This is a genomic window from Hymenobacter bucti, from assembly GCF_042681145.1.
Lineage (GTDB): Bacteria > Bacteroidota > Bacteroidia > Cytophagales > Hymenobacteraceae > Hymenobacter > Hymenobacter bucti.
In genome coordinates, this window is the sequence record NZ_JBHUFD010000002.1 from 369,238 (window position 1) to 392,972 (window position 23,735).

General features: G+C 60.8%; 15 protein-coding genes. 3 read left to right on the forward strand and 12 right to left on the reverse strand.

Annotated elements, in window-relative coordinates:
- Positions 1 to 210: 210 nt before the first annotated feature.
- Entirely contained in the window at positions 211 to 711 is a 501-nt protein-coding gene (locus ACFSDX_RS07530) for an acyl-CoA-binding protein (protein ID WP_382312662.1), read from the forward strand.
- Between the two features lie 70 nt (positions 712 to 781).
- On the opposite strand, the gene ACFSDX_RS07535 is transcribed toward ACFSDX_RS07530, so the two are convergent.
- The 10 genes from ACFSDX_RS07535 to pheT form a co-directional block, all read right to left on the reverse strand.
- Positions 782 to 1,636, reverse strand: a complete 855-nt coding sequence (locus tag ACFSDX_RS07535) for an N-acetylmuramoyl-L-alanine amidase (protein ID WP_382312663.1) — start codon at positions 1,634 to 1,636, stop codon at positions 782 to 784.
- 141 nt (positions 1,637 to 1,777) lie between these two features.
- The gene (rny, locus tag ACFSDX_RS07540; protein ID WP_382312664.1) at positions 1,778 to 3,478 is read right to left on the reverse strand and encodes a ribonuclease Y; all 1,701 of its coding nucleotides are present in this window, start codon (positions 3,476 to 3,478) and stop codon (positions 1,778 to 1,780) included.
- Between the two features lie 126 nt (positions 3,479 to 3,604).
- Positions 3,605 to 3,898 carry a cell division protein ZapA gene (locus ACFSDX_RS07545; protein ID WP_382312665.1) on the reverse strand — a complete coding sequence of 98 codons (294 nt, stop codon included), beginning with the start codon at positions 3,896 to 3,898 and terminating at the stop codon, positions 3,605 to 3,607.
- Positions 3,899 to 3,935: 37 nt separating this feature from the next.
- On the reverse strand, positions 3,936 to 4,235 hold the full coding sequence (locus ACFSDX_RS07550; RefSeq protein WP_144850866.1) for a hypothetical protein: 300 nt from the start codon (positions 4,233 to 4,235) through the stop codon (positions 3,936 to 3,938).
- Positions 4,236 to 4,462: 227 nt separating this feature from the next.
- Complete coding sequence (locus ACFSDX_RS07555; protein WP_382312666.1) at positions 4,463 to 6,133, reverse strand: peptidase dimerization domain-containing protein; 1,671 nt, start codon at positions 6,131 to 6,133, stop codon at positions 4,463 to 4,465.
- 239 nt (positions 6,134 to 6,372) lie between these two features.
- Positions 6,373 to 8,919 (reverse strand): zinc-dependent metalloprotease, encoded by a 2,547-nt coding sequence (locus ACFSDX_RS07560; protein WP_382312667.1) that lies wholly within the window; start codon positions 8,917 to 8,919, stop codon positions 6,373 to 6,375.
- Between the two features lie 49 nt (positions 8,920 to 8,968).
- Positions 8,969 to 10,411: a RagB/SusD family nutrient uptake outer membrane protein gene (locus tag ACFSDX_RS07565; protein WP_382312668.1), complete on the reverse strand. Its 1,443-nt coding sequence runs from the start codon at positions 10,409 to 10,411 to the stop codon at positions 8,969 to 8,971.
- A gap of 48 nt (positions 10,412 to 10,459) precedes the next feature.
- Complete coding sequence (locus ACFSDX_RS07570; RefSeq protein ID WP_382312669.1) at positions 10,460 to 13,615, reverse strand: SusC/RagA family TonB-linked outer membrane protein; 3,156 nt, start codon at positions 13,613 to 13,615, stop codon at positions 10,460 to 10,462.
- An 828-nt stretch (positions 13,616 to 14,443) separates the two neighbouring features.
- The gene (locus ACFSDX_RS07575) at positions 14,444 to 17,500 is read right to left on the reverse strand and encodes a M16 family metallopeptidase (protein WP_382312670.1); all 3,057 of its coding nucleotides are present in this window, start codon (positions 17,498 to 17,500) and stop codon (positions 14,444 to 14,446) included.
- 245 nt (positions 17,501 to 17,745) lie between these two features.
- Positions 17,746 to 20,163, reverse strand: coding sequence for a phenylalanine--tRNA ligase subunit beta (gene pheT, locus ACFSDX_RS07580; RefSeq protein WP_382312672.1), 2,418 nt, complete (start codon positions 20,161 to 20,163; stop codon positions 17,746 to 17,748).
- Between the two features lie 349 nt (positions 20,164 to 20,512).
- Between pheT and ACFSDX_RS07585 the strand changes: the two genes are divergently transcribed.
- On the forward strand, positions 20,513 to 21,355 hold the full coding sequence (locus tag ACFSDX_RS07585; protein WP_382312674.1) for a helix-turn-helix domain-containing protein: 843 nt from the start codon (positions 20,513 to 20,515) through the stop codon (positions 21,353 to 21,355).
- Between the two features lie 104 nt (positions 21,356 to 21,459).
- The gene (locus ACFSDX_RS07590) at positions 21,460 to 21,942 is read left to right on the forward strand and encodes a nuclear transport factor 2 family protein (protein WP_382312676.1); all 483 of its coding nucleotides are present in this window, start codon (positions 21,460 to 21,462) and stop codon (positions 21,940 to 21,942) included.
- Between the two features lie 275 nt (positions 21,943 to 22,217).
- Here the strand turns inward: ACFSDX_RS07590 and ACFSDX_RS07595 are convergent, their stop codons facing one another.
- A complete protein-coding gene (locus ACFSDX_RS07595) occupies positions 22,218 to 22,862 on the reverse strand; it encodes a DUF1684 domain-containing protein (RefSeq protein ID WP_382312677.1) in 645 nt (214 codons plus the stop codon).
- Positions 22,863 to 22,979: 117 nt separating this feature from the next.
- Complete coding sequence (gene radC / locus ACFSDX_RS07600; RefSeq protein WP_382312678.1) at positions 22,980 to 23,726, reverse strand: RadC family protein; 747 nt, start codon at positions 23,724 to 23,726, stop codon at positions 22,980 to 22,982.
- Positions 23,727 to 23,735 lie beyond the last annotated feature (9 nt).

Genomic DNA, 23,735 nt, shown 5'->3' on the forward strand with positions numbered 1-23,735 from the left:
AGGCGGGGAGTTGGGGGAAAAGTGAGTTGAGGAAGGAGTGAATGTTTGGGTAATTGAATTAGCGAACGAGTAAATGACGCTGGTTTCATTCACTCTCTCCTTTTACTTCCTCCCCAGCTCGCCCTTGGCGCAACCCCCGGCCCGCTGGCGTAGTACAGCCTTTGGTCGGCATCCAGCCGGCGCACTTTTGATTTTCCCCGCCCCCACCCCATGGAGCTACAACAGCAATTTGAAGCTGCCGCGCAGCAAGTAAATGCCTTATCCGATGCCGACGCCGCCCAGCACATGACCGAGCTTTACGGCCTGTACAAGCAAGCCACCGAAGGCGACGTGAACATGAAATCTGGCGAAGTCAACGCCGAGGAGGCCGACCAAGCCAGCGGCCCCGCCGGCCTCTCGCAGGCCCAGTGGGAGTCGTGGGACAAGTTTAAGGGCGTGTCCGAGGAGGAAGCCAAGCGCCGCTATGTAGCCAAGGTAGCCGAAATCACCGGCGACCAGGCCAACGGCGGCACCGACGCGACCGCCGTGCCCACCGACGCCCTCACCAATGCCCCGATGGCGCCCGACGCGCCATTAGTAACTGAAAAAGGGAATGATACCACAGCTCCGCAGCCCGGCTTTGGGCCTGGCCAAAGTACTGGGGGCCTGCGCGGCGACATCACGGCGGGCGCGCCCTACGGTGGCGAAGACAAGTTGAAGGGCGCCCAGTAAGCTCTATGCTGAAGCAATGGCCTGCTTCGTCTGCCCTAGGTACCTAGGGCAGACGAAGCAGGCCATTGCCTTACAGGTTTTTTCGGTAAAGATTAAATAATATGCGGCGGTCACGCTCCGTCAGCTCCGCACTGGCATCAGCGGGCACAAAGTGTCGCTTGAAGGCTCGGATAGCGGTGGGCATATCCTGCGTGTCGTAGCCGATGATGCGCAGGGCTTCGCGGGGCGTAATGCCCGGCAAGGGCAGCCCGAGCGAGTCGGTGGCGAAGGGCGCGGCCGTGGTATCGCTCAGCACCGCCTCATCGTACCAGAGGCCGAAGCCACGCGCCGCCAGCCGCTGCCACGGAAACAGCGCGCTAGGGTCGCTTTTACGGGTCGGCGCAATATCTCCGTGCCCGATGAAGTTGGCCGCCGGGATGTTATAGGTGCGCTTCAGGCTACCTAGGACTTTTAACAAACTTGTTAATTGCGCTTCCTGGAAGGGCTCGGTGCCGTCGTTATCCAGCTCAATACCGATTGATACCGAATTAATATCCGTGACGTTGCCCCAGCGGGCGGCGCCGCCGTGCCAGGCCCGCAGGTAGTCGCTGAGCATGTGGAAGGTCTGGCCATCGCGCCCAATTACGTAGTGGGCGCTCACCTGCGTTTTGGTCAGCGTAAAGGTCTTGAGCGTCTGCTCGGTACTGTGCTGCGCCGTATGGTGAATGATGACGTAGTTGGGCTTGCGCAGATTGAAATTGACGGTGCCGGCCCAGTAGAGCGCGGGCGGCAGGCTGTCGCCCGCCAGCGTAGGCTGCGCCCGCAGTTGGTGGGCTAGGTCGCGGGCTTGGCGCTTGTAAACTTTGTTAGTGGCAGCGTAGGGATTGCGCACGCAGCCAGCGGCGGCGAGTAGCGCGAGGGCACCTAGGATGGCTTGTATTTTCATAGCTGCTGGCAAACATAAAGCCCCGGCAACCGTGGTTGCCGGGGCTCTTGGTGTAGCGCGGACTCTGTGAGTTCGCACATAAGATAGTCTGACGTGAAATGCTCCGTGCCATTCGCGGACTCGCAGAGTCCGCGCTACGGCTTACTTAGCATATGCCACCGAGCGCATTTCGCGGATTACGGTCACTTTAATCTGGCCAGGATACTGCATTTCCTTCTCGATTTTCTGCGAAATCTCGAAGCTCAGCTCGCCAGCGCGCTCATCGCTCACGTTCTCGGCATCCACTATTACGCGCAACTCACGGCCGGCCTGGATGGCGTAGGTCTGGTTCACGCCTTTGAAAGCGCCGGCCGTTTCTTCGAGTTGGCGCAGGCGCTTGATGTAGCTCTCCATCATTTCGCGGCGGGCGCCGGGGCGCGAGCCTGAGATGGCGTCGCAGGCTTGCACGATGGGCGAAATCAGGGCCGTCATTTCCATCTCGTCGTGGTGGGCACCGATGGCGTTCACCACGTCGGGGTGCTCCTTGTATTTCTTGGCCATTTCCATCCCTAGGATGGCGTGGGGCAGCTCAGGCTCCTCGGTGCTCACTTTACCGATGTCGTGGAGCAGGCCGGCGCGGCGGGCGTGCTTCACGTTGAGGCCCAGTTCGGCGGCCATTGTGGCGCAAAGGTTAGCTACTTCGCGGCTGTGTTGCAACAGGTTCTGGCCATAGCTGGAGCGGAAGCGCATGCGGCCTACCATCCGAATCAGTTCGGGGTGCAGGCCGTGGATGCCGAGGTCGATAACCGTACGCTCGCCGATTTCGATGATTTCTTCCTCGATTTTCTTGGTCGTTTTAGCCACAATTTCCTCCACGCGGGCGGGGTGAATGCGGCCGTCTTTCACCAGCAAGTGCAGCGAGAGGCGGGCAATTTCGCGGCGCACCGGGTCGAAACCCGAGATGATGATGGCCTCCGGCGTGTCGTCCACAATCACTTCCACACCCGTCGCCGCTTCCAGCGCCCGGATGTTGCGGCCCTCGCGGCCAATGATTTTACCTTTCACATCGTCGCTCTCGATGTTGAACACCGACACGCAGTTCTCAATGGCGTGCTCCGAAGCCGTGCGCTGAATGGTTTCCAGCACCACTTTTTTGGCGTCTTTGGTGGCCGTGAGCTTGGCTTGCGCCACGGTGTCCTTAATATAGGAGCTGGCTTGCAACTGCGCCTCATTGCGCAGACTTTCCACGAGTTGCTCGCGGGCTTCGGCGGCGGTGAGGCCGGCTACTTTTTCGAGTTGGCTCTGCACCTCGTGCACAATGGCTTCGGCTTCTTGCTGCTTGGCTTGCAGCTCGGCTACGGCGGTTTCGTGCTTGGCCTGGCGCTTCTCCTCCTGCTGCTCGAAGCGGGTGCGCTGGTGCTCGGCATCAGCCTGCACTTTCTCGCGGGTGATTTCTAGCTCTTTTTCCTTGTGCTGGATTACTTCGAGCTGCTTCTGAGTGGTGTCGGTGAGGTGCTTGATGCTCTGCTCCTGGGCTAGCACGCCCTGGCGGCGCTCGGTCAGCTCCTGCTCTAGGGCAGCTTTCAGGCGCTGGCTCTCGGTGTCAAACTCGCGGCGCACGCGCTTTTGCTCCTGCTCGTACTCGTTCTTGAGGTTGCGAAACTTATCCTTCGACTGCTGAATACGCTCGTCGCGGGTGCGGTTGGCCTGAAGTTCGGCCTCTTCTAAGAGTTGGCGGGCTTTGGCTTGCGCCTCGCCTTCGTGGTCTTGGCGGGCTTTGCCGGCCAGCTGGCGGCCGATGAGCAGTCCGCCAATCAAGGCAATGACGGCCGTCAGCACGCAGTATAAAAGGATGGATGACATGAAGTTATGGAACTGAAGTGAATCAAAACCATAGCCATGCGTAGGTTACCAGGCCGGGAGTAGCTAGGGCCGCTTGCCCTGGCTGGCCCGGCCGGGCCAACGAAATACGGGTGCTACCCGGCCGCCCTAGGCCGCCAGCACCACGCCAGAAAGCAGCTCGTCGAGGCGCGCTAGGCGCTCGGTGAGGTCTGCATCGGTTCCATCCTTTTCTTTGCTAACTTTCAGGGAGTCAGCCATTGTGGCGAGGGCTACCATCGCCAGTAGGTCTTGTTTATCCTGAATGCCATACTTTTCTCGGTACTCGCGCAGCTGTTCGCTGAGCTGCCGGCCGGCTAGGCGCAGGCGCTCTTCGTCGGCCACGGCTACCCGCATGGGGTAATCGCGGTCGGCAATGCGAATCTTGATGGCTAAGTCACTCATAGAAAGGTAGTAGACAGTTCAAATAGGTGAAGGTTCTTTATTCCCTCAAGTAGGCAAGGCACTTATCTATTTCGCGGATGTATTCGTTGAGGCGTTGTTTCAGCTCGTTGGCCTGGGTGGGTTCTCCGCCGGCTATAGTCTGGACAAGTTTAACAATGTTTTCTTGGTTTTGGTACTCTCGCAATTGCTTTTCCCGTTCGCGCCCGTCGGCCCGCAGGTGCTCGATGGTGGTGCGAGCGTCGGCCAGCTCCTCGCGCACCTGCTGATAAGCAGCCACTAACGTAGTCACCTGTCGCTCTAAGCGGTCGAGTTGCGCGTGTTGTTGGGACGATGCCACGAGAAAATAGTAATTGCTCCGCGCAAGTTAGCGCCTAGGTTGCAAGAAACGGCTCAGCTTCACGCTAAGCCCACTTTTGGTCGGCGCGCCTAGGTTCGCTGGGCCAGGCCGTTGGCCCTAGGTGTTTCCAAAAAAAGCCGGCCGCTCTCTCGAACGACCGACTTTCACCTGGCGCTAACCGCTTGGTCGGGTGGCACCGAGCTGCCAGCGCCAAGACCCTACCCTACTTAGTTGGTACCGCTGACCTTGGCAGGCGCTGCCCCAGCGGCCGGCCGCACCGTGGGGTAGGCAATGCCCAACTGGTCGAGGTAGCTTTTATACTTGGCGGGGTTATAGTAATATTTCTTCATCTCGGGCCGGTACTGCGCCATAATGCCCTGGTTGAGGGTAATGGCGGGCTTGTCAGTGGCCGAAATCAAGGGCGTGTATTTGGTATCTTTGGTTTGCACGTCGTTGAAGTAAGTCCAGGCATTTTTGATGACCTCGGGCTTCACCAGCATGTCGAGCAAGGTCAGGGCCTCGGCTTTGGCGCCAGCCGTCACACCTTTGTGGGCGATAGGCGTGGCCATGGCAATGGCATTGGACCAATGGTGGCCGGGCAGGCCCGGAATGTTGGCCGGGTAGCGGAGTACCACCGTGGGCACGTTCCAGGAAATGTCGGCGATGTCGTCGGAGCCGCCGCCGATGGAGAACGCCTCGGGCGCGGTGAGCGAATCGAGCTTGGTGGCCAGCCCGTCGATGGGACGGTTGCGGCGGTCGGTTTTGGGGGCTTTCATCTCGACCTGGGCGGCGCGGGCCAGCACCTGGTCGTCGGCGCTCCACTGGGGTAGACCTACTATTCTAATATTCTGGTACATGGCCTCGGCGATGGGCTTGCTCATGTGGCCCGGCCAGGCGCTACCTAGGACTTCGTGCGTGACGGTGGTTTTGGTCATGAGCGTGGCGCCCTCGGCCATCTTCTGCGCATCGGCATACATCTCCATGATTTTGGGGTAGGTACGCTCGCGGAAGTAGTACCACACCGACGCCTTGGAAGGCACTACGTTGGGCTGGTCGCCGCCGTCGGGGATGACGTAGTGCGAGCGCTGGGTGACCTCCATGTGCTCACGGTGGAAGTTCCAGCCGATATCCATGAGCTCCACGGCATCCAAGGCGCTGCGGCCGCGCCAGGGCGCGCCGGCCGAGTGCGCGGCTTGCCCGTCGAAATTGAATTTCACGGATATCATCCCGTTGCCTCCCCCATCGCCGTACGACACCCCTAGGTTGTCGCCGACGTGGGTGAAGATGCAGGCATCGACGTTCTTAAAGTAGCCGTCGCGCACGAAGTAGGCTTTGGCGCCGAGCTGCTCTTCGGCCACGCCGGGCCACAGCATGAGCGTGCCGGGCAGGTGTTCGCGCTCCATTATCTTCTTGAGGGCCAGCACCGCCGTGATATTCAGCGGCACGCCCGAGTTGTGGCCCTCGCCGTGGCCCGGCGCCCCCTCAATGATGGGGTCGTGGTAGGCCACACCGGGTTTCTGCGACGCCTTGGGAATACAGTCGATGTCGCTACCAATGGCAATCACCGGCTTGCCCGAGCCCCAGGTGGCCATCCAGGCCGTGGGCACGCCCGCAATGCCCTGCTGCACCTTAAATCCGTTTTTTTGCAGAATACCGGTGAGGTAGCGCGAGGTTTCAGTTTCCTGAAATCCCAGCTCGCCGAAGCTGAACACCATATCTACCATCTGCTGGGTAGCTTTCTGCTGCTTGTCAATTTCAGTCAACAGCTCCTTTTTGAGGGCTTCGAGCTTGACCGGCGGCATGGCGGCAGTTTGGGCCTGGGCGGTACCTAGGGCCAGCAAGGCTAGGCCTATGGTTGCCAGCGGACGCTTAAGGGAGGCGGTAAAGGGCTTTTTCATTCGGTGAGGTATTGAGTGAAAAAATGGGCGTAGCTGCACATGGGGTTTAGGCTGAATAGCGTGGGCGCCTCACCCCCCGGCCCCTTCTCCGAAGAGGAGAAGGGGAGCCGACCACAAGCAGAAGGCAGGGGTCATTATAATCGTCAGACTCCCCCTCTCCTTTTCGGAGAGGGGGCCGGGGGGTGAGGCGCCACGGCTGGGCCGAATACTCACGGACTCGCAGAGTCCACGATACGCGTTTAGTACGCCACGTCGTCCCCCAAAAAGTCCATCCCCGGCATCCCGATGGGCGCGCCGGGCGGCAAGTCCAAGGCGGGCGCGGGCGTGAATTTGTTAGGGTCTTCCTCGAACTTGCCAATCTGAGCCAGACCGAACATAATATTCGCTTTTTGGCGGGGTTCGGCGCTGGCCAGGCGGCTGGTCATCCACTGCTTAAGGCCGGCTACTTCGAGCAGACTCTCGCCGCGCACGCTCTCGGCGATGTCGGGGCTGGCGGCGAGCTGGAGCAGCGACTTCAGCGTGAGGTTATTAACTACTACCTGAATTTCGCCGGGGTAGCCGGCGGCCAGGGGCGTCTTCCAGGTTTGAGCCAGCATTTTATCAACCACGGGCATAAAGCCGGGCTGCTGAGCGTCGCGGGCGTGGTACTCGACCAGGCGGGCGGCGCGGGCGGGGTCAAGGATGGACGTGATGCTGGGCGCGGCTGCCGACTCGGCGGCCGCAATGGGGTCAAACGTGGGGCCGGTGTGGCCCGAGAAGGTTTCGAGGCTGCTGGGGTAGCCCGAGGGCCGCGGCGGAATCTGCTGAATCAGCTTTTCGGGCAAGGCCAGCGCGGTGGGCGTCACGGTGGCCATGAGGGCGTCGAAGGCGCGCCACTGCTCGGCGGGCTCCACCATTTTGGTGATGGTTTGGCCATCGCCCTTCACGGCGTGCGTGAAGTAGAGGCCCCCTAGGGACTTGGCGGCGGCCTCTACCTGGTAGCGATGCAGCAGGTAGATGGGCACCAGCACTTCTTCGAGCGTGGCCATCGGTGCGCCGGCCGGAATGGCATTCGCCGAAAACGTATCGAGCACGTGCCGGCGCACGGTCATCAGCTTCGTGAGCTGGGCCACGGCATTGTCGCCATCGTCCCACTGGTTGGCCGTGGGGTGCACGTAGCCGCCGATGTCGGGGATGAAAATGTGGCCTTCTTTCAGCGTTTGCTGCATGATGGCGGCCAGGCCCTTGCTCTCGTCGGTACCCCGGCCAAAGTCCTGGTAGCCCCACAGGATGGCACGCTTATCCCAGCTGCCGATGCCGGTGGCGTAGGCCTGCGACACGTCGATGGTGCCATCGGCCTTCAGCGAGAAACGCGGGAAGGGGTAGTCCATCACCGAGCCGCGGCCGTGGGTGCTGGAGGTGAAATTATGGTACAGCCCCAGCGTGTGCCCAATTTCGTGGGCCGACAACTGCCGGATGCGGGCCAGCGCCAGCTCCTCCATCTGCTTGGGCACCCGCTGGTCGTCCTTATAAGGCTGCAACAGGCCCTCGGCAATGAGGTAGTCCTGGCGGTGGCGGTCAGAACCCAGGGTCACCACGCCCTTGATAATCTCGCCGGTGCGCGGGTCGATGTACGACGAGCCGTAGGAAAACGCCCTAGGGTTGCCGGCGCGGTCGACCCAGTTCACCACGTTGTAGCGAATATCCATTGGGTCGGCGCCTTCGGGTAGTTCCTTGGCAATAAATGCATTGCGATAGCCAGCGGCTTCAAAGGCCTGGTTCCACCAGCTGGCACCTTCGATAAGGGCGCGCTTGACATCGGGCGGCGCGCCACGGTCGATGTAGTACACGATGGGCTTCACCGGGTCGCTGAGCTTGGCGCCGGGGTTCTTCTTTTCGAGGCGGTGGCGGCGGCTGTAGCGACGCACCTGCGGCTCGTCCATCGGCGCCGAAAAATCCTGGTAGGTGAACTGGTTGAAGCCCGAGCGTGGGTCAAACTCGCGGGGCTTGTACTTGTCGTCGGGCAGCTCCACAAACGACTGGTGCATGCGCACGGTCACCGCGTTGGGGTCGGGCGCAATGCCAGGGCCGCCCATGCCAAAGTCGCGGGCGCCGCCGCTAGGCCCACCCACGAAGGTCACGATGGCCTCAAACTCGCTGTTCTTCGGGAAATTCTTGGTATTATCAAGGTACACCGCCGAGCGCGTTTCGTCGAAGCGGTAGGGCGCGGGCGCCGGGCCAGCGGCCGCGCCGCGCAGCCCCGCAAAGCTGCGGCGGCCGAGCTGGTCGGTCAGCTTCTGGCTATCGCGCACCAAAAAGGGCGTCAGGTCAATCAGCGTTTTGTTGCCCTCTACCGCCACCGGCGAGAAACCCCAAATGATGGACTTGGCAAAGGCGCTTTCCACGGCGCGCTGCTCATCGGGGTTTTTGCCCGTGGCGCGGTAAGCTAGGTTGGGCTCTATCAGAAAAACCTTGGGGCCAATTTTACTGAACTTGGCGAGGTTGGAAGACGCCGCGCCGCGCTCGGGGCCACCCAGGCCTACTCCGTTGGTGAGCGAGCTGAAGTACAGAAAGTCCTGGTCAAATTTCTCGATTTCGAGGTAGACCTTGCCAGTCTTCTCATCGTAGTAAAACGGAAAGTACCCGTCGAACTTCTTCAGGCCCTGCGTAATGGCGCCGAGGCTGGTGGCCGCCGGGCGGGCATCAGCGCGGGGCGCAGGGGTGGTAGTGCCGGGCGCCGTAGCCTGGGCCGCGGCAAAGTGACTGGCGGCTAGCAGACTAGCCAAGAGCATAGAAGTACGCTTCATTCAGAGGGGATAATAGGGTTAACAGCCGCAGTATAGCAGCCAAACCAGATTATAGTAGCTTATTAGAGGAAATCTCGGCGTTCGGAATCGGGAAAATGTACTCTGGCTGGCTCGATGTGATAGCTGGTGACGTGCCCTTGGCCGGAATCGTCAACATATTACGCAGCAGGTCATTAGACCGAAACCCCTCCCCTAGCAGCTCGATGCGCCGCTCGGCCCACACCGTGCTGGTGAGCGCCGAGGCCGTAGTCACTGCCGCGGCTGGAAACACGTAGCTGGCATCGGAGCGCTGGCGCACAGCCGTGAGCACGGCCGTGGCCGTGGCCAGGTCGGGAGTGTTCTGCCGGGCCAGCGCCTCAGCGTAATTCAGCAGCACCTCCGCGTAGCGGATAACCGGCACATAGTCGAGGTAGGGGTTGGCTAGGCGGAATTTGGTGAGGTAGTACGTGGTGCCCGACACGCGCAGTAAGCTGCGGCGGGCATCGGCAGTACGCCAGGTGGCGTTGCCCAGAATGCCGGTTGGGTTCAGATGATACTCCTGGTTGAACGTATATTCGTACGCCAGTGAACTCTGGCCGCTCACGTTATCGAGCGTCGTCATCGGCATCGACAAAATGGACTCGGTCGTGGTGTAGTCGCTGTTGAAAATGGTGCTGATGTTGGCTTGCAGCTGGTTCGCCACCCCCGTCGAAGCCCGGTAAGGCGCGGCGGCCGACACGATTTTGCGGGCCTCCGTTACCACGTCGGCGTAGCGGCCCATCGTCAGGTATACCCTGGTTTTGAGGGCGATGGCCGTGTTGCGGTGCGCCCGCGCGGTATTGAGCAGGGCGCTCGAATACGTGAGGGGCAAGGCCGCCTCGGCCTCATTCAAATCTTTCAGAATCTGCGTGTACACAGCCGCCACGGTGCTGCGGGCCATGTCGTTATTGGCGGTAGTGGTTTCGCCAGTCAGGCGCAGCGGCACGGCCAGCGAGGCGCCGCTGTCTTTTAGATATGGCTGCCCATAAAGCGAAACCAGCGCGGAGTAGCTGAGCGCCCGTACCACCTTGGCCTCGCCCACGTACTGCGCCGCCGTGGCGGCGGGCACCACATTCGGGTTAGCCGCCAGGCCGTCAATCACCAGATTGGCCGAGTTGATGGCCGCATAGGCGCTGCTCCAGGTCGTGAGCGCGTCGTTGGAGCCCGAGTTGATGGTGTGGTTCCAGGCGTCGTAGCCAGTGAATACGTTCTGGAGGCGGTTGATAAATTCCTCGCCCCGGATGTCGCTTAGCATCAGGTAGCGCCCGCCGTAGAAGTTGCCGTTTTTGAGGCCGGCGTACATGCCATTCACCTGGCCCAGCACGCGGTCGGGGGTGTTGAAGAGCAGGCTGCCTTGCAGCGACGTTTTCGGGATAGGGTTGAGAAGTTCGTTCTCTTTGCAAGCCGTGGTACCTAGGCTCAGGGCCAAGCCGAGGCCGGCTAAGAAGCGGGCAGAAAATACGCGTAGCAACATATAAAGAGGAGCTAGAATTACTGAATTAATTGGCTATCCTGGGCTATTCTAGAACCCCACGTTCACGCCCAGCGTGAACGTGCGCCCCTGCGGCACCGAGTTTTTATCCACGCCCGGCGTGATGTTGTTGTTGCCGTTGGACGAGATGTCCGGGTCAGTGCCGGTGTACTTGGTCACCAGGAACGCGTTGAAAACCTGCGCATACACGCGCACCGAACTGATGCCCGTGTGCCCCAGCCAGTCGAGCGGGAAGCGGTAGCCGGCGCCGGCCGTTTGCAAGCGCAGGAAGTCACCCTTTTCCAGATTAGCCGAAATCGGGAACGAGGAGCCGTTGGAGAGCAGGTCGCCAATTACCACCCGCGGAATGTCGGTAACCTGGCCGGGGGTCGTCCAGCGGTCGAGCACTTCGGTCGAGTTGTTCCAGAAGCGCTGGTCGCGCCAGGTGGCTTTCGAGCCATTCATCACGTAGTTGCCGCCCGAGTAGGTGAAATTCACCGTCAGGTCGAAGTTTCCGTACTTGAAGGTGTTGTTGAAGCCGCCGTACCAGGTTGGTAGGGCGTTGCCCAGCAGCTGGTAATCCGACACGCTGATGGCGGCCGCAGTGCTGCCGTCGAGGTAGGTCCAGCGGCTTTGGCCCGAGGGCACGGCGTGGTTGTACTGCACCTGCTCGCCCCGGCCGTTGATGAAAATGCGGCGGCCGTTGTCGGGGTTCACGCCGTTGGTGCGGGCGCCAAACAGGCTGCCCACTGAGTAGCCCACGCGGGTGATGTTGGTGGTTTCGGAACTGGTGCTGGTGGTGCCCACTATCTCGCTCCCCTGCCCGTACAGCTCAGTCACGCGGTTCTGATTGGTGGTGTAGTTGAGGTTCGACGTCCAGCTAAACTTGCTCGTATTAACCAAGTTAGCCGTGATACCCGCCTCAAACCCGCGGTTGTACATGGCGCCCACATTCTGCAGAATCGCGTTGTTCGGAATGCCTTTAGAGGGCGACTGCGGCACGTTCAGAATCAGACCGTCTACGTTGTTGCGGTAGTAAGTCAGGTCGAGCTGCACCCGGTCGTTGAACAGGCCGATGTCGGCGCCCACGTTAGTTTGCTTGCTGGTTTCCCACCCTAGGTCGGGGTTGCCACCTTGCCCAAATACCCAGGTGGCGTAGGGCCCGTACAGCGCTGAATTGTAAAGCGATAAGGAGCCGTAGGCATTGGGCAAATTAGCATTGCCGATTTTGCCCCAGCTCGCGCGCAGCTTCACGTTGGTAATAATTTCGGCGAGCGACGAGTTCTTGTAGAACTCTTCCTGGCTCAGCGACCAGCCGCCCGATACGCCGCCAAACACGCCGTATTTCTTGCCCGAACCCAGCGCCGACAGGCCGTCGCGCCGCGCATTCACAGTGAGGAAATACCGCTGGTCGTAGTTGTAAGTCAGGCGCGCAAACGTCGAGGCAATCGCCCGCTCGCTCAGCCCCGGCGTCACGGGCGCAATGTTGGAGTAGCTGCCCTCAAACGTATCGAAAAACGGGTCCGACACCTGCGAGCGCGTGGCGCCCCACAGCGAGTTATTGAACTTCTGCACGTCGTAGCCCACCAGCAGGCTCAGCGCGTGCTTGGCACCTAGGGTGCGCTGGTAAGCCAGGGTGTTGGTTACGTTCCAGTTGTCGGCCAGCACGCTGCTGTTGGTAGCAGTGCCGCTGCCGAAGCCCGGCCCGTGCACGGCGCTCTGGAAGTTGGCGTTCTCAATCTTGAGGCGGTCGATGCCGTAGTTCAAGCGGTATTCAAAACCTTTAAACGGCGTCACGCCCATCGAGAACGTGCTAATAATCCGGTCGTTTTCCGACGTGTATTTATTCAAATCCAGCAGCGGCACGATGTTGTAGAAGTTGCTGGCCACCGTGTTGTTGCCCATGCCAATCGTGTTGGCGCCGCTCAGGTTATAGCTTCCATCAGGGTTGAAGGGACCCACGTTGGGCGCTGATATCCAGGCCAATCGCGCCGAGCCCACAATCCCAAAGGCGTTGCCTTCGAGCGAGCCCGTATTGGGCGAGGTATTCAGCGTGTTGTTGTAGTTGGCCGTGGCCGACAGGTTTATCCACGGCGTCAGCTGGTGGCTCAGATTGAAGCGGACGCCCTTGCGAGTGAACTCATTGGTTTTCAGTATTCCCTTCTGGTCCGAGTAGTTCGTGGAGAGGTAGTACTTGGTCGCGTCCGAGCCGCCCGACACGCTCAGGCTGTGGTTTTGCGACACGCCAGTCTGGTACACGTAGTCGTACCAGTTGGTGTCGACCAGCGAGCCATCGGCGTTGTAGTTCGGGAAAAATGAAGCCCCCGCCACGCCCGCGTTCCCCTCGTTGCCCGACGATATTTTGGCGTTCAGCACCGCCTCATTCTTGATGAGCATGTACTGCTCGGCATTCAGCAGCGTGGGTAAGCGCGCGGCGCGCGTCGCGCCCGCCCAGCCCTCATATGTCACGCGGGCCTTGCCATTCTTGCCGCTTTTGGTAGTTATCAGAATCACGCCGCCCGCCGCCCGCGAGCCGTAGATGGCCGTCGAAGCCGCGTCCTTCAGCACGTCAATCGAGGCAATGTCGGCCGGGTTGATGTCGCCTAGGGGGTTGTTGGCCACCGTTGTGTTGCCCGACGCGTTGCCCGTATTAATCGGAATGCCATCGACCACAATCAGCGGGTACGAGCTGAGGGAGATGGAGTTAACGCCCCGAATACGAATAACCGGCGCGTTATTAAGCACCCCGTTGGGCTGCCCGATGCTCACGCCCGTGGCCTTGCCCGCCAGGCCCTGGTCGAAGCTCTGCACCGGCAGGTCCTTCACCGCATCGCCCGAGACGCGGGCCGCCGCCCCCGTAAATTCGGCCTTGGTTTGGGTGCCGTAGCCCACCACCACCACGTCGTCAAGCTGCTTGCTATCAGTGGCTAGCGTAACATTTACAGTCGGGCGGCCATTCAGCGCCACTTCCTGCGCCACGTACCCTAGGAAGGAGAAAACCAGCCGGCTATCCGGCGCGCAGCTTATTTTAAAAACGCCGTTTACATCGGTGGCGGCACCCTGGCCCGTGCCCTTCACCAGCACCGTCACGCCGGGGATTTCGGCGCCGGCTTTGTCGGTTACTTTACCCGTCACGGCCACCCTAGTTTGGGCCAGCGCCGCCGCTGCCCACAGCCCCGCCAGTAGTATCAGTAGTAATTTTCTCATGTGCATAGGGGTAAGTAAGAAAAGAGGACGCGGAGGTAAAGCCACACCAAGCAGAGCGGCTCCTGGCGGGCTACTTGAGAATCGACCAGTAATGCTTGCCGGCCGCCTTTTTGCACTTTAGGCAGGACAGTGGACACGCGCAGCCCATCCGGGCCTACGCAGCAGGCGGTTTAGGGAAGAAGGTGCGCCGCAAAGCGCACGAAGAACCGGCCCTAGTGGAACACTAGGTTTTTTGAGAATTGCGGGGGATATAGGGCCCAGCGGCCGTAGCGCTACGTAGCGTAGCTCTTACAGCTTCTAACTGAGGCAGAGGCAAGTATGCGGCCGACTATTGGGCGGGAAGCTAGTCGGTAGGCAGCGGAACCATCAGCCGAGGGTGGGACTTAGGCGGCAGCTTTCGCGGTAGAAACCGCTACTAGCTAGGCTGGCTGATGCAGAGTGCAGGATAAGAGCAGCAAATGGCAGGCAAATCCTTACTTGACGAATAAAATCAAACGTGCTTTTATAATTGCACTATTTGATTTTCGAACCAAGTTTACGCACCCATTCCAGTAAATGCAAATTTCTTCATAAAAAATATATAATTTAATAATGCTTCTTTCCTAAAGTCGCCAGCCGACGCCTGGCTCCCGCCAAGCGGATAACCTCACGCAGCGCCCTAGGTAGGCGTTTGACTAACTGCGTACTACCAACCAGGCCAGGCAGCCCCAAGCTGCTACTGGATAACCGCCACAGTAGTAGCCTTAGCCTCAGCAGCCTAGCGCACAAAAAAAGCCCGCCGCATGTAGCGGCGGGCTCTTGAGTGGCCAACTTAGGAAAGGGCGGTACCTAGGCGCCTTTCTTCTTCGTCTTTACCTTCTTACCGTTTTCTTCGGTTTTGGTCTTGCCATCGGGCATGTCGGCGGAGGTAGCGCTGGCCGGGGTAGCCGGAGCTGCGGCGGCAGTGGGCGCTGCCGAGGCCACGGGCTGGCCGTTCACGTCCAGTTCCTGCACCTCGTAGCCGAGCTCCGAGAGGCCGGGGAAGGCCTTGGCGCGGTCGCCCACCACTACGATGTACATCTTATCGCCGGGCAGGTATTTCTGCACCGAAGCCGACACGTCTTCCTTCTTCAGGGCCTTTAGCAGGTCGGCCTGCTGGGTCACGTAGTCGGGCTTGAGGTCGTACTCCACAAGGCGCGATAAGAAGCCGGCTTTCTGCTGGCCAGTTTCGTAGCGCAGGGCATCGCTCTGGCCCACTGAGCTTTGCAGGAAGGCCAATTCCTCATCCGAAATGCCGGTGCGGTAGTTGTTGATTTCCTTCATAAACTCCTTCACCGAGGCGGCCGTGGCATCGGCGCGCACGCCGGCCTGGGCCGTAAACGGCCCGGCAAAGCGCGTGCTGCGGTAGCCCGAATTAGCGCCGTAGGTGTAGCCCTTGTCCTCGCGCAGGTTCAGGTTGATGCGCGAGTTAAAGGCGCCACCCAGGAGGTAGTTGCTCAGATAAGCGCGGTAGTAGTCACCGGTGGCGTCGTAGGGCAGGGCCGTGAGGTAACCCACCCGGATTTCGGACTGCGCCGCGCCGTCCTTGTTGATAAAGTAAATCTTGGTCTTGTCGGGCTGGGCCTGAGCCACCGGGGCGGTGGGCAAGGTCACATTTTTCTGCGGCCACGCTTTCAAAAAGGCCAACGGCTGCTCAGCGGCGGCCTGGTCGAGGTCACCCACCACGGTGAGGTAGCTCACGTTGGGCGCGTAGTTAGCGGCGTAAAACTGCTTCACGTCGTCGAGCGTGATGCTCGTGACGCTGGCCGTGGTGCCGCTATTAGGCACGCCCATGATGTCATTCTGGCCATAAAGCAGCTTCGAATAAGCATTGTTAGCAATCACGGTTGGCTGCGTCACTTGGTTGGCAATGCCTTGCAGGGTCTGCTTCTTCAAGCGGTCGAAGTCGGCCGCGTCGAAGCGCGGGTGCAGCAGGCGCTGCTCGAGCAGGGCCGCCGTGGCGGGCAGGTTTTTGGTAAGCGTCTGCACGTACACCGTCGTGTTATCATCGCCGCTAAACACCTGAATGGCACTACCTAGGCGGTCGAGCGCCGCGGCAAACTGCTCACCCGTATACTTCTCCGAACCTTCGTTCAGCATTTGGGCCGTGAGGGCCGCAATGCCTGCCTTGCCCGGCATTGTTTGCTCGAGCCGATGCCCACCTTTGATGGTGAGCTGCATCGTAGCCGTCGGAATCTCCGCGTTCCGGGTCCCGATTAGCTGCAAGCCGTTGTCAAATTTATCCTGCCAGATAACCGGCACTTTCACCACCGGGTTGGCGCCGCCCTTGGGCTGTTTGCTGCGGTCAAAGGTGTCCACGGCCTTCACGTACTTCAGACCGTCGTAGCCGTAGTTGGGCGCCTTGTAGCCCGCCGTGGAAGCTGTAAAGTTATCCTTGCCAGCTACTTCGGCAGCTTTGCCCTTGGGCACCACGCTCAGAATCACGGCGTGCTTGCCCTGAATGTACTTGGCAAATACGCGCTGCACATCGGCCTTGGTGAGGGCGCGTAGCTCCTGGAGGTCGGTGGGCAGGCGGTTGGGGTTACCGAAGAAGGTCTGGTTGGCCGCGAGCTGGCTCACTTTGCCCTGCACGCTGGCCAGGCCGTTAACAAGCTGGGCCTCAGTGCTGGCCTTGAACTGCGCCACTTGCGCGTCGGTCGGGCCGTTTTTGGCAAACTCAGCCAGTGTTTTGCGGAAGATAACTTCCGCGCTGTCGAGGCGCGTAGTGGGCGCATCCAGCGAAATCAGGGCGAACTCGCCGCTCAGCTCCGAGTTACGCTGGTAGGCCTGGGCCTGCACCGCTTTCTGGGTTTTTACCAGGTTCTTATAAAGCAGCGACGTTTTGCCACCGCCAATGATGTCGGCCAGCGCGTCGAGCGGTGTTTCATCGGGGTGGCCGTGGGGCACCGTCGGAAACACCATTTGCAGCATCGGGAAGCGTATGTTGTCCTCGTAGCTCACGTAGCGGTCGGCGGTGAGCACGGGCGCGGGCAGCTTCTGCACCGGCACGGCCGGCCCACGCTTGATAGGGCCGAAGTACTTCTCAGCGTACTTCAGTACCTGCGCCACGGTTACATCGCCGCCCACGGTCAGGGTCGCATTGTTGGGCCCATACCAGCGCAAAAAGAAGTTCTTAAGGTCGTTGACATTGGAGCGGTCCAGGTCTGCCAAGGACCCAATTACGGACCAAGAGTAAGGGTGCCCGTAGGGATACAGCGTTTTACTCAGGTACTCGCCGGCCTGCCCATAGGGGCGGTTATCCACACTCTGACCGCGCTCGTTTTTCACGGTCGAGCGCTGCACCTCAAACTTTTGCTGCGTCACAGCATCGAGCAAAAAGCCCATGCGGTCGGCTTCGAGCCACATCGCCGTTTCGAGCTGGTTGTTCGGTACAGTTTCGAAGTAGTTGGTGCGGTCCTGGTTGGTCGAGCCGTTGAGCGTGCCGCCAGCGGCCGTCACGAGCTTAAAGTGCTGCTCGTCGCCGACGTGGTCGGAGCCCTGAAACATCATGTGCTCGAAGAAGTGGGCAAAGCCCGACTTGCCAATCTGCTCGCGGGCCGAGCCCACGTGGTAGGTCACGTCTACGTGCACCAGCGGGTCGGAGTGGTCTTCAGCCACCACGACCGTCAGGCCGTTAGGCAGCACGTACTTTTCGTAGGGAATAACCAGCTCGCCGGGCTTCTTGGTCACTTTCTCGACCAACCGGGCACCGGTAGCGCCCGTGGGTGCCTTCACCGTGGGCGGTTTGGGCGTAGTCGATTTGGCGCCGGCAGGCTTGGCAGCTGGCTTTTGCTGGGCCGAAACCGGCGTAATAGCCAGCGCTAAACCCAGCCCGCAGAGCCAAGGATAAAGAGTAGGTACTTTCATAAGGAGAAAAAGGATGAATACCGGCTAAAAGGGGATAACCGGACTACAATGTTACTCGCCAAGTGGTCTTTAACATTACATCTAATCGCCTTTTTTTACTACTAAACGAAGCACCCCAAACTCCTAGGTCACCCCAATGGCCGAAACGCAGAAAAGCGCGGCACTAGTACTACTGCACGTCAGTTGACGTATGGTAGTACTAGTGCCGCGCTTTTCTGTGTAATGACCCACCTAGGGCGGGGCTGCTACTTCCGAATCAGCGCACCGGCCTGCTTCTCGAACTGCTGAATCAGCTTCTGCATCACCTGGTCGATGGCCTGGTCGGTGAGCGTCTGCGTCGGGTCTTGCAGGGTGAAGCTCACCGAGTACGACTTTTTGCCCGCCTCCAGCCGGTCGCCGGCGTACACGTCGAACACGTTGACCTCGCGCAGCAGCTTCTTCTCGGTGCGCTGCGCGATGGTGCGCAGCTGGTCGAAGGTCACGGCCTGGTCTACCACCAGCGACAAGTCGCGGCGCACCTCGGGGAACTTGGGTAGCTCGCGGGCTACTAGCGTAGCCTTGTACTTCTTGAGCAGCCAGTCCCAGTCCAGCTCGGCAACCCACACGGGCTGGCTCACGTCGAGGCGCTTGAGCACGGCCGGCGACACGGCGCCTAGGTTCGCTACGGGCTGGTTTTGGGCCAGCAGCGTGAGGCCGCCCGCCAGATACGGGTGCTGGGTGGGCTGCGAGCCGGGCTGGGCATGACCTAGGGCCGCCAGCACCTGCTGCACCGCGCCCGCCACGTCGTGGTAAGCGGCTTTTTGGGAGGCGTGCTGCCAAGTTTCGGCGGTGGCGCTGCCGGTTAGGTAAATGGCCAGCACGTTGTTCTCCTTGTACTTGCCATTCTCGGCGAGGTGGTAGGTTTTACCGAACTCGTAGAGCTTCAGGTCGCGCTGGCGGCGGTTGAGGTTGTGGCGCACCACTTCGAGGCCCGAGGTCAGCAGCGTGGGCCGCATGATGTTCAGGTCCTGACTGTTGTAGTTGAGAATCCGCACCAGCGACGCGTCGGGCGCGTCGGCTTTCTCGAAGTACTGCGAGTTGGTGAGCGAGTTGGTCAGAATCTCCGAAAAGCCCTGGCCGCTGAGCAGGTCCGCCACTTTCTGGCGCACCACCTCGGGGTCGGGGTTAGGGAAACCCGACAGAAACGACGCCGAGTTGTGCGGTTTCAAAGCCACGTTATTAAAGCCGTAGATGCGCAGGATTTCCTCGATTACGTCGGCCTCGCGGGTCACGTCCACTTTGTAGGGCGGCACGGCCAAGGTCCACTCGTTGACCGCAGCGGCCTCGATTTTGATACCTAGGCCTTCCAGAATTTCACGGATGCGCTCCTCCCCTATTTCCTGGCCGATGAGCTGGGTCACGCGGTCGAGGCGCAGGCGCACCTGGTTGTTGGGGATGAGGTGCGGAAACTCGTCAACCACCGGCGCGGCGATACGGGCGCCCGCCACTTCTTGCAGCAGCAGCGCGGCCCGCTTCAGCGCGGTGGGCACCATATACGGGTCGGTGCCGCGCTCGAAGCGGAACGACGCATCGGTTTTGAGGCCGTGCAGCTGACTGGTGCGGCGCACCACGGCCGGCGCGAAGTAGGCGCTTTCCAGCATCACGCGGGTGGTAGCGTTGCTCACGCCTGAGGTTTTGCCGCCGAACACGCCGGCCAAGGCCATCGCCGCGCCATTGGCATCGGCAATCACCAAGTCGTCGGCTTGCAGGCTGCGCTCTACGCCGTCCAGGGTCACGAATTTCTCGCCGGCTGCGGCGCGCTTAACCCGGATTTTGCCGCCCGCAATTTGGTCGGCATCAAAGGCGTGCAGCGGCTGACCCAGCTCGTGCAGCACGAAGTTGGTCACGTCCACCACGTTGTTGATGGGCGAAAGGCCGATGCTGCGCAGGCGGCGCTGGAGCCACTCGGGCGACGGGCCAACCTGCACGTTATCAAGTAGCAAGCCGGCGTAGCGCGGGCACGCCTGGTCGTCCTCGATGGTTACGGTGATAGTCTCGCCGCCCGCGGGCGCGGCGAACGCGCTCACATCGGGTAAGTGCGCCGGCTGGCCCAGCAGGGCGCGCAGCTCGCGGGCCACGCCGTAGTGCGAGGCGGCATCGGCGCGGTTGGGCGTAAGGCCGATTTCAATCTCCGTATCCGACCCTAGACCGAAATACTCGGCGGCCGGCGTGCCATCGGGCAGGTCGGTGTCGAGCACCATAATACCGGCGTGCGACTGACCCAGGCCAATCTCGTCCTCGGCGCAAATCATGCCCTCGGAGGCCGCGCCGCGGATTTTAGATTTCTTGATTTTGAACGGCTCGCCGCTGCTGGGGTGCAGCGTGGCGCCTTCCAGGGCCACGACCACGCGCTGGCCGGCGGCCACGTTGGGCGCGCCGCACACTATTTGGCGCGGGGTGTCGTCACCCACGGCTACGGTGGTGAGGCTCAGCTTGTCGGCATCGGGGTGGCGCTCGCAGGTGAGCACCGTGCCCAACACCACGCCGCGCAGGCCGCCGGGGATGCTTTCCACTTCGGTGAGGCTCTCGACTTCGAGGCCCGAGCCGGTGAGCAGCGCGCCGATTTCGGCGGCCGAAAGCGTGGTGGGGAATAAGGTTTTAAGCCAGTCGAAAGAGATAGTCATGTCGAGTCAGCCGCGGCATTTGGGTGGGCCGGGCGCGTGGGGCAAAGGTACGGGCTGGCCGGGGAGGTGTACCGTAGACCCTACGGGTCCGCGCGTTGTGTCGTCTGACTGCTACCCACGCACGGACCCGCAGGGTCCACGGTACAGCCGACTAGCCTTTAAACTAGCTTCTTACGGCCCACTACCCTATTCACCCGGCCAGCCGTTCAGCTTCCCCAAGCTCAGCTACAAATCAAAATTTAAAATATCATATATCATGCCTATATTCGATGCAGAAAACATTCAAGCAGCTGGTTTGCAAGAAAGTAGAAGCGAGGCCGCGCCGCAAATCCTACCCCCTACCCGCCTTATGCCGACTATTCATTTTGCACCGCACCCGGCGCTGCTGGAGTTCGTGAACAGCGTTTTTGTGTTCGATATTGACTTTGGGGCTGGCACCGGGCTCTCGCCTATCTACCCGTTCGTGCCCTCGCCCAACCGGTTTTTATGCTTTTTCCTGCGCGACCAGGTGAAGCTGAGCAAAGGGCCGGGAGAGAAATTTATCGAGCGGGCGCGCTCCATCATCATCGGGCCGCAGCGGCTGCCCGTCACGCTCGACCTGGGCCAGGAGCATCAGGCGGTGGTCGTGTGCCTGAAGCCCGCCGGCATGTACCGGCTGCTGGGCATTCCGATGGCCGAGCTGGTGGACTGCGACTACGATGCCCGCCTGGTGATGGGGCAGGAAATCGACGAGCTAGTGGACGGCTTGCAGGAGGCGCGCACCCACCAGCAGCGCAACGACATCACCCAGCGCTACCTGCTGGGCAAGCTGCCCAAGCTAAAAGCCCTGCTGCCTTTCGACCGGGCCATGCTGCACCAGGTGCAGGCCAGCGGCAGCTTACCCATCGAGCGTGTGGCGGCCCAGGCCTGCCTGAGTTTGCGGCAGTTCGAGCGCAAGTCGTACGAGCGGCTGGGCTTGTCGCCCAAAATGTATAGCCGCATGATTCGCTTTTCGCACGCCTACAAGTATAAGGAAAGCGCGCCGCACACCTCTTGGCTGGATATCGCGCACCGCTGCGGCTACTACGACCAGATGCACTTCATCCGGGACTTCAAATTCTTCGCGGGCTTTGCGCCCAGTGGGCTGCGCGAAGAGCAAATCGAGCACTTAGTCCGCTTCCGCACCATGGAAGACCTCACCGTCGCGCTGTGAGCGGCGCACCTAGATGGGGCCAGAATGTCGCATCTGTACTATGCGCCGGCTTGGGGCGATAAATACTTTTGCCGGCGTCTTATTACCCTATTTTTCAGCGTCTCATGAGAAAATTTCTGTTTGCGCTCGGCACCCTGGTCCTACTCACGCTGCCGGGCACCCGGCAACTGGCGGCCACTACCCGGCCCACCCCGGCGGCCCCCACCCGCCCCGCCCCCACCGCCGACGAGCAGCTCTTCGCCGGCCTGGTTGAGCAGGTGGGCACGGCCATCCAAAAGAATGATATGAAGGCCCTGGGTCAGCTCATGACCCCCGATTACACCCACTACACCCCCGACAACAACGTGGGCCACCGCACCGAGGAGTTGGCCTACGTGGGCAAGTGGGTGGGCACCACTGTCAAGCAGGTTACTCCCCTAAAAGTCACCCGCCGCGGCGACATGGCCGTGACCGTCGCCTCGTCCACTTTCAGTGGCACGTTTGAAGGCAAGCCGTTTAGCAATACTATCAATATGATGATTGCCTGGGAGCTGCGCGATGGGCACTGGCAAATGGCCGTGGTGCATTCGAAGGTGGTGAATGCCTAGCGCAAGTGCGGCTGCCTAGGCGCCGGCGACGAGCCCTGCTGACCGCAGTTGCTACTCACTCTATCCCGTTCGTCCGATGAAAACCTTAGCCAACAATCAGCCTGACTCCTCCTTATCCACTAGTTCGCATTGGCTGTGGTGGCTGTTTTTATTGGGGGTGCTGGCCAGCGCCAGCGCAGGGCCTACCTGCGCCTTACACTGAAGCTTCCATTTGCAATAGTCCATAAAAATAGAAACAGGGTGCGGGACAAACCTCGCACCCTGTTTCCATTTTATTAGGGCTGATACGCCTGCTCGCCGGCCGCCACGGGCACCGTCAGGCGGTTTTCGGCGGGCGGCTTGGGACAGCTAAACTCGTGGTTATAGGCGCAGTACGGATTGTAGGTTTGGTTGAAATCGAGCTCGATTTCATTTGCTTCGGCGGGCGGCAGCGGCACATCAAGAAAGCGGCCGGCGCCGTAGGTCTGCTGGCCGTTGGTGGGGTCGGTGAAGGGCACGAACAGCTGCTGGTCGCCGGCTTTTTGCAGCAGCGTCAGCTTCTGCGGCTGGCCATTTAGCTCAAACTCGGCGGTGCCCCAGCGTTGGTAGCTTTCGGGCGCGCCCAGCGTCATGGCCAGCGGCTGCGGCAGCAGCACCGGCTGCCGCACGAGGCGCGCCATAACCCGAAAATCGGCCGTGGGCGCAAAGTAGCGCAGCCCCGCAAACGTGGCCCGCTGCGCGCCGGGAATGGGCGAATCGGAGGCGTTATGCAGGCTTTGGTCTTTTTGGCGGCGGGCTTCGCGCAGGCGGCCTAGGTAGGCTTCGTCGAGCACCCGGGCGGGTTGGGTGCCGGATACGCTGTAAATTATCAGTCCGAGCACGGCTAGGACGAGGCCGGCAATCCAGATTTTTCGCATGGCTTGAGTTTCTACGTTTGTCATTGTGAGCGCAGCGAAGCAATCACACCTGTACGGCTCGTTGGGGTGCGATTGCTTCGCTCCGCTCGCAATGACAAACGTCTTTTACGTAGGGTCTGAACCTAATTTATTACCTCCACGCTACAGCAGCCCTTCGTCGGCAAAGCTATAATACCCTAGGTCGGTATAAATGAGGTGGTCGAGCACTAGCAAGTCGAGGAAGCCGCCGGCTTCTTTCAGCTTTTTGGTGAGGCTGATGTCGGCACCGCTGGGCTGGCGGTTGCCGCTGGGGTGGTTGTGCACCAGGATGATGCTGCTGGCCAGGTGCTCCAGGGCCGTTTTAAATATCATTTTGGGGTCGGCCACGGTGCCAGCTACGCCGCCGCTGCTTACTTTTTCGGTGCGCATGACTACGTTGGCGCGGTTGAGGAGCACTATCCAAAATTCTTCGTGGGGCAGGTCTTGCAGCTGCGGGCGCATCACGTTATAGATGTCGCGCGAGCTGCCGATGGTGGTGCGGCGGCCCGCGCCGCTTTCCTTGCGGCGGCGGCCCAGCTCCAGCGCGGCGATGACGGTGATGGCCTTGGCGGGGCCGATGCCGGGGTGGCGGCACAGCTGTTTCATGGTGAGGCGGGCTAGCTCGTTAAGGTCGTTATCGACGGCTTGCAGCATGAGCATGCCCACATCAACGGCGGTGAGCTTGGTGGTGCCCGACCCCAGCAGGATGGCGATGAGCTCGGCGTCGGAGAGGGCGGCGCGGCCCTTCTGCATCAGCTTTTCGCGGGGGCGGTCTTCCTCGGCCCAGCTCTTGATGCCAAAGCTGGTGGGCGTGGCGTAAGGCCCGGAAGGCGAGGCATCTTCTTCGGGCAGATAATCAGGCGTTTCCATAGTATAGTA

What these genes read in the sequence shown, in the direction of transcription:
- ACFSDX_RS07530 (WP_382312662.1), top strand. Translation starts at nt 211, where the DNA reads ATGGAGCTACAACAGCAATTTGAAGCTGCCGCGCAGCAAGTAAATGCC.
- ACFSDX_RS07535 (WP_382312663.1), bottom strand. Translation starts at nt 1,636, where the DNA reads ATGAAAATACAAGCCATCCTAGGTGCCCTCGCGCTACTCGCCGCCGCT.
- rny (WP_382312664.1), bottom strand. Translation starts at nt 3,478, where the DNA reads ATGTCATCCATCCTTTTATACTGCGTGCTGACGGCCGTCATTGCCTTG.
- ACFSDX_RS07545 (WP_382312665.1), bottom strand. Translation starts at nt 3,898, where the DNA reads ATGAGTGACTTAGCCATCAAGATTCGCATTGCCGACCGCGATTACCCC.
- ACFSDX_RS07555 (WP_382312666.1), bottom strand. Translation starts at nt 6,133, where the DNA reads ATGAAAAAGCCCTTTACCGCCTCCCTTAAGCGTCCGCTGGCAACCATA.
- ACFSDX_RS07560 (WP_382312667.1), bottom strand. Translation starts at nt 8,919, where the DNA reads ATGAAGCGTACTTCTATGCTCTTGGCTAGTCTGCTAGCCGCCAGTCAC.
- ACFSDX_RS07565 (WP_382312668.1), bottom strand. Translation starts at nt 10,411, where the DNA reads ATGTTGCTACGCGTATTTTCTGCCCGCTTCTTAGCCGGCCTCGGCTTG.
- ACFSDX_RS07570 (WP_382312669.1), bottom strand. Translation starts at nt 13,615, where the DNA reads ATGAGAAAATTACTACTGATACTACTGGCGGGGCTGTGGGCAGCGGCG.
- ACFSDX_RS07575 (WP_382312670.1), bottom strand. Translation starts at nt 17,500, where the DNA reads ATGAAAGTACCTACTCTTTATCCTTGGCTCTGCGGGCTGGGTTTAGCG.
- pheT (WP_382312672.1), bottom strand. Translation starts at nt 20,163, where the DNA reads ATGACTATCTCTTTCGACTGGCTTAAAACCTTATTCCCCACCACGCTT.
- ACFSDX_RS07585 (WP_382312674.1), top strand. Translation starts at nt 20,513, where the DNA reads ATGCCGACTATTCATTTTGCACCGCACCCGGCGCTGCTGGAGTTCGTG.
- ACFSDX_RS07590 (WP_382312676.1), top strand. Translation starts at nt 21,460, where the DNA reads ATGAGAAAATTTCTGTTTGCGCTCGGCACCCTGGTCCTACTCACGCTG.
- ACFSDX_RS07595 (WP_382312677.1), bottom strand. Translation starts at nt 22,862, where the DNA reads ATGACAAACGTAGAAACTCAAGCCATGCGAAAAATCTGGATTGCCGGC.
- radC (WP_382312678.1), bottom strand. Translation starts at nt 23,726, where the DNA reads ATGGAAACGCCTGATTATCTGCCCGAAGAAGATGCCTCGCCTTCCGGG.